We start from the raw sequence: 5,575 nt of genomic DNA on the forward strand, positions 1-5,575 counted from the left end.
TCTGTTCGAACTCGCCGAACACGCCCTCGACCGGCTCGCAGGAAAACCAGACATCGTCCGCGGATTTTTCCACACCCCGGAACTCTCCTACATCGAAGCAGTTTAGATACTTAGAATTTCGTTAGTAGCTCGAGGGGTCTTGGAGCCTGACACCGACGTCGACCGCCCCCTGCTTGACGTTGCAGAGGGTGCGGATCGTTGAAGGGTCGCCGGACGGGACGCGTTGACCCGATCTCCTGTTCGGTACGGGAGGCGACCGCCGGCCGGCCCCCATGCCTTCCATACCGACGGCACCAGCAACTTTGCCGGGGCCCTGCCGCTGCTCACCGCGTGTCGTAGTTCGAGGAGACCATGAGACTGGCCGCGAGTGCGCAGATCCAGGCCGCGATCGTGAGGGCCAGTATTCGTTCGAAAAGACCTTCCTGGGAGCCCGGTGCGTAGGGGCCTTGCGAGGCGGTGGCGATCAGCAGTATTGGGCCAAGAATGCGGGCGCCGAGCATCACTGGTCGAAGACGTCGCCATCGAGGGAGTTCCCGCATGCGTCGCCACAGGGGGAATGGCACAACCGCGAGCATGGCGATGAGCATGCCTGAGGCGATGGCATCGTTGAGCCCCCCGGCGCTGTCAAGATGCTCGTGGACGGTGCAGGAGCTGTCGGCGAGGCGGCAGGGGAGCCGGGGATAGATGACCAGATAGGCCATGGACCCGGCGGCGAGCATCCAGGGAGCGTAACCGGCTGTCTTGCCGGCGGCGGCCAGCGCGGGCCGCAACCCGAACAGCGCAAAGGCGAGTGTGCCCAGACCGGCCAGTAGCTGGCAGGTGATGAGGAACCATGCGTGTGGCGCGGTGAGCGCGGTCTCGTCACTGATCGAGTCACGGAGGACGCTGTAGTGGGGGCCTTGCCAGGTGCCCGCAAGTACCCAGCCGGTGGTGAAGACGAGCTGCGCCGCCAGGCCCACCGCACCCCAGGTGCGCCAGGCCGTACCCGGGCGGCGCACGGTCGACGCGATAGCGGGCGCGCAGCTTGTCATGGCTGCTGTTCCCGCCACCAGGCATTCCCGCGTGTTGGCGCTGATGGCATAACCGCGCCGTCCGTCAGCCGCCTGGCCAGTGCCGAGAATGTTCGGACCTCCGAGGGCGTCCAGTCGGTCACCCAGGCGGCGAACAGCTTCAGTCCCTTTGAGGCCAGACTGTCGAGTTCCGCCTGGCCCGCCGCACTGAGTGCCACCCGGTACGACCGACCGTCGCCTGGGTCCGGGCGGATTTCAATCTTTCCGGTGACTTCGAGTGCCTGTATTCGTCGGGTCACCGAGGAGCGCGGGGAGCCGAGCGCGTCGGCGATCTCGCTCGGCGGGAGCGCGCGGCCGTCGCCAAGCAACTGCATGACCGCGACCAGCTCGGTATCGAATGCCCTGGCTTGACCGCGCCGAATGAGGTTCACGAGCGCCATGACCGCGCCAGCCAACTCCTCAACATCCACTTCTTCGTGCATGCGGCCGACGATATTGTAATTGGTTCCGGATAGCAACTACCTGCCCCGGGAGGAAGCGGTGGTGCCGTGCGGACCGCGACCGGTTGGCGGCCGCATGGATCGCGACCGGCTGTGCTGGAAGCGACCGCGGGACCCGGCACAGCGATCGGTTCGCCGAACGCCAGGGACCGCAGGGCCTGTTGGGAGCTGGGCATCGCGACGGGTCGCGGGTCCGCTGGGGTAGCTCGCGGGGGCGTGCGCAGACCTGGTGACGCACTACGATTTTCACCTGGGGCAGGCAGCGTGGCCGAGGTCATAGCATGGCCGAGATGCCGGCCCTCCTGATCGTCCACCACACGCCCTCGCCGACCATGCAGGAGATGCTGGAAGCGGTGCTGGCGGGCGCGCGAACGGACGAGATTGAGGGCGTTGACGTACAGGTACGTCCGGCACTGTCGGCAACGGCGGTTGATGTATTGGGAGCCAACGGCTACGTGCTGGGGACCCCGGCAAATATCGGGTATATGTCGGGCGCTCTCAAACATTTCTTTGACTGCATCTACTATCCCTGCCTGGAAGCGACCATCAACCGCCCGTACGGGCTGTACGTCCATGGGACGAGCGACACCACCGGCGCGGTGCGGGGTGTCGAGACGATCACTACGGGTCTGAAGTGGAAGTCTGTGCAGCCGCCCGTCCTGGTCGCGGGCCCACTGGATCAGGCGTTACGGACCGCCCGCTGGGAACTGGGAGCCACGGCAGCAGCCAGCCTCATGACAAGGTTGAGCATTCCCGTTGATGTTATTTTTGTGGCCAGGCCTTAAACTGTGGCCTGTCGCGTTTTCACGCTACCGGGGTGTCGGTGCCGCGCAGGATGTATAGGTCGTCGCCGAAGACGGCGGTGATCTGGATCTGGCCGCCGCAGGCCCGGACGTGGCGGGCGATGATGTCGACCCTCGTCACCGTCCGCTCCGCCAGGGTAAACGCGGCACATCTGGCGGTCGGGGCCGTGCGTCAGGCGACGGACTGGGCCGGCCGTGCTAGCTGTTCAACGCGGCCAGAGCTCTGTCCGGGCCGTTGGAGGGGATCTCAAGGGTAAGATCTCGCCGCTGTTCCATCTCGTCGGGATACTGTCCGCGCTGTTCGTCGACACCCACGGCAAGCTCGGCGTCGTCATCGGAACCGGCTGCTACACCATCGTCGCGCTGATCTGGATCGTCCCTGACGGTGACCGCCGCATCGGCCGCGCCGTCCATGAGTCCAGAGCCCCGGACTGACCCGGAAACGTGGCGCGCAAGCCATGTCCTTCGGGGCGGTGCCAGCGCGTTGCTGTTGGGTGCCGCTGCCCGTCGTGGAGCCCGCCCCCTTCTGGGGCGCTTGGGTGTCGCGATTCTGACGGCGGATCGGGGGAGATCCTTGGCAGCGAGGTGGCACGAGTAGCCCTCGTTGCGGCGATGTGGTCGCCGGTTGATCTTCTGTTGACAGGTTCGCCCACTTCGGCCAGTCTGCGGGAACGGATCCACCCGGGGCGACTCGCGGCATAGAGTTCACTTTTCCGATCGACTTGGTTGAGTATGAGGTGTCCAGCGCCGGATGCCTCGCCCCCGTCCCCGCGCCTCGCCGCCACCTTCATCCGAGCGCTTCCAACAGATGCCCTGCCCGGGAAAGAGGTACCGCCATGCCGGTCGAGTTCGTCGGTCTGATAGCCACCCGTCCCGGTTCGGAGGCGAGCACGTTCACAGCCGGTCCCGTCGTGGACCGCGACTTCACCCGGCGGTTCGCCGTCGCCCACGAGGACGCCGGCTTCGACCGCGTGCTCATCGGGTACAGCAGTGGATCGGTCGACAACATCCAGGTAGCCGCCTACGCGGCGGCACACACCGAGCGCCTCGCATACCTGGTCGCGCACCGGCCCGGGGTGGTGTTCCCCACCGTCGCGGCACGCTACTTCGCCTCCCTCGACCATTTCTCCGCCGGCCGGGTGGCGATCCACATCATCACCGGGGGAAGCGACGCCGAGCAGCGGCGGGACGGCGACTACCTCGACAAGGACGAGCGCTACGACCGGACGGACGAGTACCTGGAGGTGGTCCGCCGGACGTGGACCGCCACCGAGCCGTTCTCCCACCACGGCCGGTACTACCAGCTCGACGATCACCTGCCCGGGGTGCTGCCGGTGCAGCAGCCGCACCTGCCCATCTACTTCGGCGGTTCGTCGGATGCGGCCTACCGGGTCGGCGGCAAGCATGCCGACGTCTTCGCGCTCTGGGGCGAGCCGCTCGCCGAGACCGCCCAGCAGATCGCGGCCGTCAACGCCGCCGCGGCCGCCGCCGGCCGGACCACGCCGCCGCGCATCAGCGTGTCCTTCCGTCCGATCCTCGGCCCCACCGAGGAACTGGCCTGGGAGCGGGCGCACCGGATCCTGGCGTCGACCAGGGAGAACGTGGGTAAGGCCGCCGAGTACTTCAAGGAGTTCCGCGGCTTTACCAAGACTCTCCACACGCCGCAGAACGTCGGCTCGCAGCGGCTGCTGGCCGCCGCGGCCAAGGGTGAGCTGCACGACCGTGCGCTGTGGACGCCGCTGGCCGCCGCGATCGGCGGCGGCGGGAACTCCACGGCGCTGGTCGGCACGCCGGAGACGGTCGCCGCGGCGTTGCTCGACTACGTCGACATCGGTGTCACGACGTTGCTGATCCGGGGTTACGACCCCTATGACGACGCGATCGACTACGGCCGGAGCCTGATCCCGTTGGTGCGCGAGGAGGTGGCCCGGCGCGACCGCGGCGAGGCGGCCCGGCGCAACGAGATCGCACCCGTGCCGGCGGCGCTGGCCGCGGCGTCCGGCGGCCTCGCGCGATGACCGCCGAGATCATCGGCATGGTCAGTATCAGAGCGTGACCCGACTGCCACTCGCCCCACCGTGGGTCCTGCGGTGAGGGGCGGACCGGGACTCGCACTGGTCACGGCGGCGGTGGGCCGCCACCCGCGGCTGCTGGCCGCCGGGATCGGCGCCGGCCTGCTCTGGACGGCGACGAAACTCGCCGCGCTCGCCCGCGTGTGCCTGCTCGGTGCGGACGTCGTCGTGCTCGACGAGGCCACGTCCGGGCTCGACCCCGGAACGGAGAAGCTCGTGGAGGCCGCGGTGATCGCGGCGACGGCCGACCGGGCCGTGCTCGTCGTCGCCCACCGGATGTCGACGGCACGCGGCGCGGACCGGATCGTCGTCGTCGACACCGGTGGCGTGACCGAAATCGGCACCCATGACGAGCTGCTGGCGCGGGGTGGACGCTACGCCGCTCTTTTCGCGGCCTTCGAGAACCCGGTCTAGTTCTCCGTGGCCTGGACAGCGTGGCTGAAGGGGCCTTCGCGGGCATGGGCAGCCATGATCATCGCCAGATTCCCGATCAGCTTCCTCCTTCGCTGGGCAGTTCCGGTGTCCGCCTGCACATCCAGCCATTCCAGTCACGCGGAGTGCTTGAGCTGTGGTTGAGATCGGCCAGGAGTTCTTCCGTCAGGCTGGCGAGACGGGCGGCGTCGGTGGGGTCAGGTGTGCGGAGTGGCAGGGGGACGGTTCTGCCCCGGCCCACGGCGGTCAGGGGCGCTGCCAGGTTGTTGTCCGGGTGTTACGCAAGCATGGCGTGATGTTGCGTGAGCCTGGCCGCGTGGTGTGGCATGAGGGCACCACTGTTCCTGGAGGGAAACGTCATGCCGACGACCGAATACCGACGACCGATACCTCGACGGCCGGCGAGCCCGGTCTCGCCACCCGCCGTCCACGGCTGGTGAAGGCCGGGGACCGCGGATGACCACGGCGGAGTTCCTCTGGTACATCCCCAACGAGGTCCGGCCCGGGCACCGCGGCGACGACACGGCGGCGGGCCACAACAGTCTCGACACGCTGACCCGGCAGGCCGTCGCGATCGAGCGGTACGGCTGGCGGGGGGCGCTTCTCGGCTCCGGCTGGAGCCGGCCGGACACCTTCACCGTCGCCACGGCCCTGGTGGCGCGTACGGCCAGCTTCGAGCCGCTCATCGCGGTGCGTCCCGGCTACTGGAGCCCGGCGCACTTCGCCGCTGCCGCGGCCACCCTCGACCACCTGTCGGG

General features: G+C 68.2%; 7 protein-coding genes. 5 read left to right on the plus strand and 2 right to left on the minus strand.

The window, feature by feature from the left end; translation table 11 throughout:
• Positions 1-323 precede the first annotated feature (323 nt).
• The gene (locus NBZ85_RS26820) at positions 324-1,031 is read right to left on the minus strand and encodes a DUF998 domain-containing protein (protein WP_261562833.1); all 708 of its coding nucleotides are present in this window, start codon (positions 1,029-1,031) and stop codon (positions 324-326) included.
• Positions 1,028-1,528 (minus strand): MarR family winged helix-turn-helix transcriptional regulator, encoded by a 501-nt coding sequence (locus tag NBZ85_RS26825; protein WP_261553570.1) that lies wholly within the window; start codon positions 1,526-1,528, stop codon positions 1,028-1,030. Before NBZ85_RS26825 ends, NBZ85_RS26820 begins: the two co-directional genes overlap by 4 nt.
• 263 nt (positions 1,529-1,791) lie before the next feature.
• On the opposite strand from NBZ85_RS26825, the gene NBZ85_RS26830 reads away from it, so the two are divergent.
• The 5 genes from NBZ85_RS26830 to NBZ85_RS26850 form a co-directional block, all read left to right on the plus strand.
• On the plus strand, positions 1,792-2,295 hold the full coding sequence (locus NBZ85_RS26830) for a flavodoxin family protein (protein WP_261553571.1): 504 nt from the start codon (positions 1,792-1,794) through the stop codon (positions 2,293-2,295).
• Between the two features lie 213 nt (positions 2,296-2,508).
• A complete protein-coding gene (locus NBZ85_RS26835; protein WP_261562834.1) occupies positions 2,509-2,748 on the plus strand; it encodes a hypothetical protein in 240 nt (79 codons plus the stop codon).
• Positions 2,749-3,149: 401 nt separating this feature from the next.
• Positions 3,150-4,331 carry an LLM class flavin-dependent oxidoreductase gene (locus NBZ85_RS26840; protein WP_261562835.1) on the plus strand — a complete coding sequence of 394 codons (1,182 nt, stop codon included), beginning with the start codon at positions 3,150-3,152 and terminating at the stop codon, positions 4,329-4,331.
• 72 nt (positions 4,332-4,403) lie between these two features.
• A complete protein-coding gene (locus tag NBZ85_RS26845; RefSeq protein WP_261553574.1) occupies positions 4,404-4,799 on the plus strand; it encodes a hypothetical protein in 396 nt (131 codons plus the stop codon).
• A gap of 474 nt (positions 4,800-5,273) precedes the next feature.
• Positions 5,274-5,575 (plus strand): LLM class flavin-dependent oxidoreductase (locus NBZ85_RS26850; RefSeq protein ID WP_261562836.1); only part of this gene is annotated, 302 nt, incomplete at its 3' end.

Origin of the sequence: Frankia tisae, assembly GCF_025403405.1 — a bacterium.
Taxonomy (GTDB): domain Bacteria; phylum Actinomycetota; class Actinomycetes; order Frankiales; family Frankiaceae; genus Frankia; species Frankia tisai.

Bases quoted from the DNA above. Each gene is read 5' to 3' on its own strand.
- NBZ85_RS26820 (WP_261562833.1), bottom strand. From the start codon at position 1,031: ATGACAAGCTGCGCGCCCGCTATCGCGTCGACCGTGCGCCGCCCGGGT.
- NBZ85_RS26830 (WP_261553571.1), top strand. From the start codon at position 1,792: ATGGCCGAGATGCCGGCCCTCCTGATCGTCCACCACACGCCCTCGCCG.
- NBZ85_RS26840 (WP_261562835.1), top strand. From the start codon at position 3,150: ATGCCGGTCGAGTTCGTCGGTCTGATAGCCACCCGTCCCGGTTCGGAG.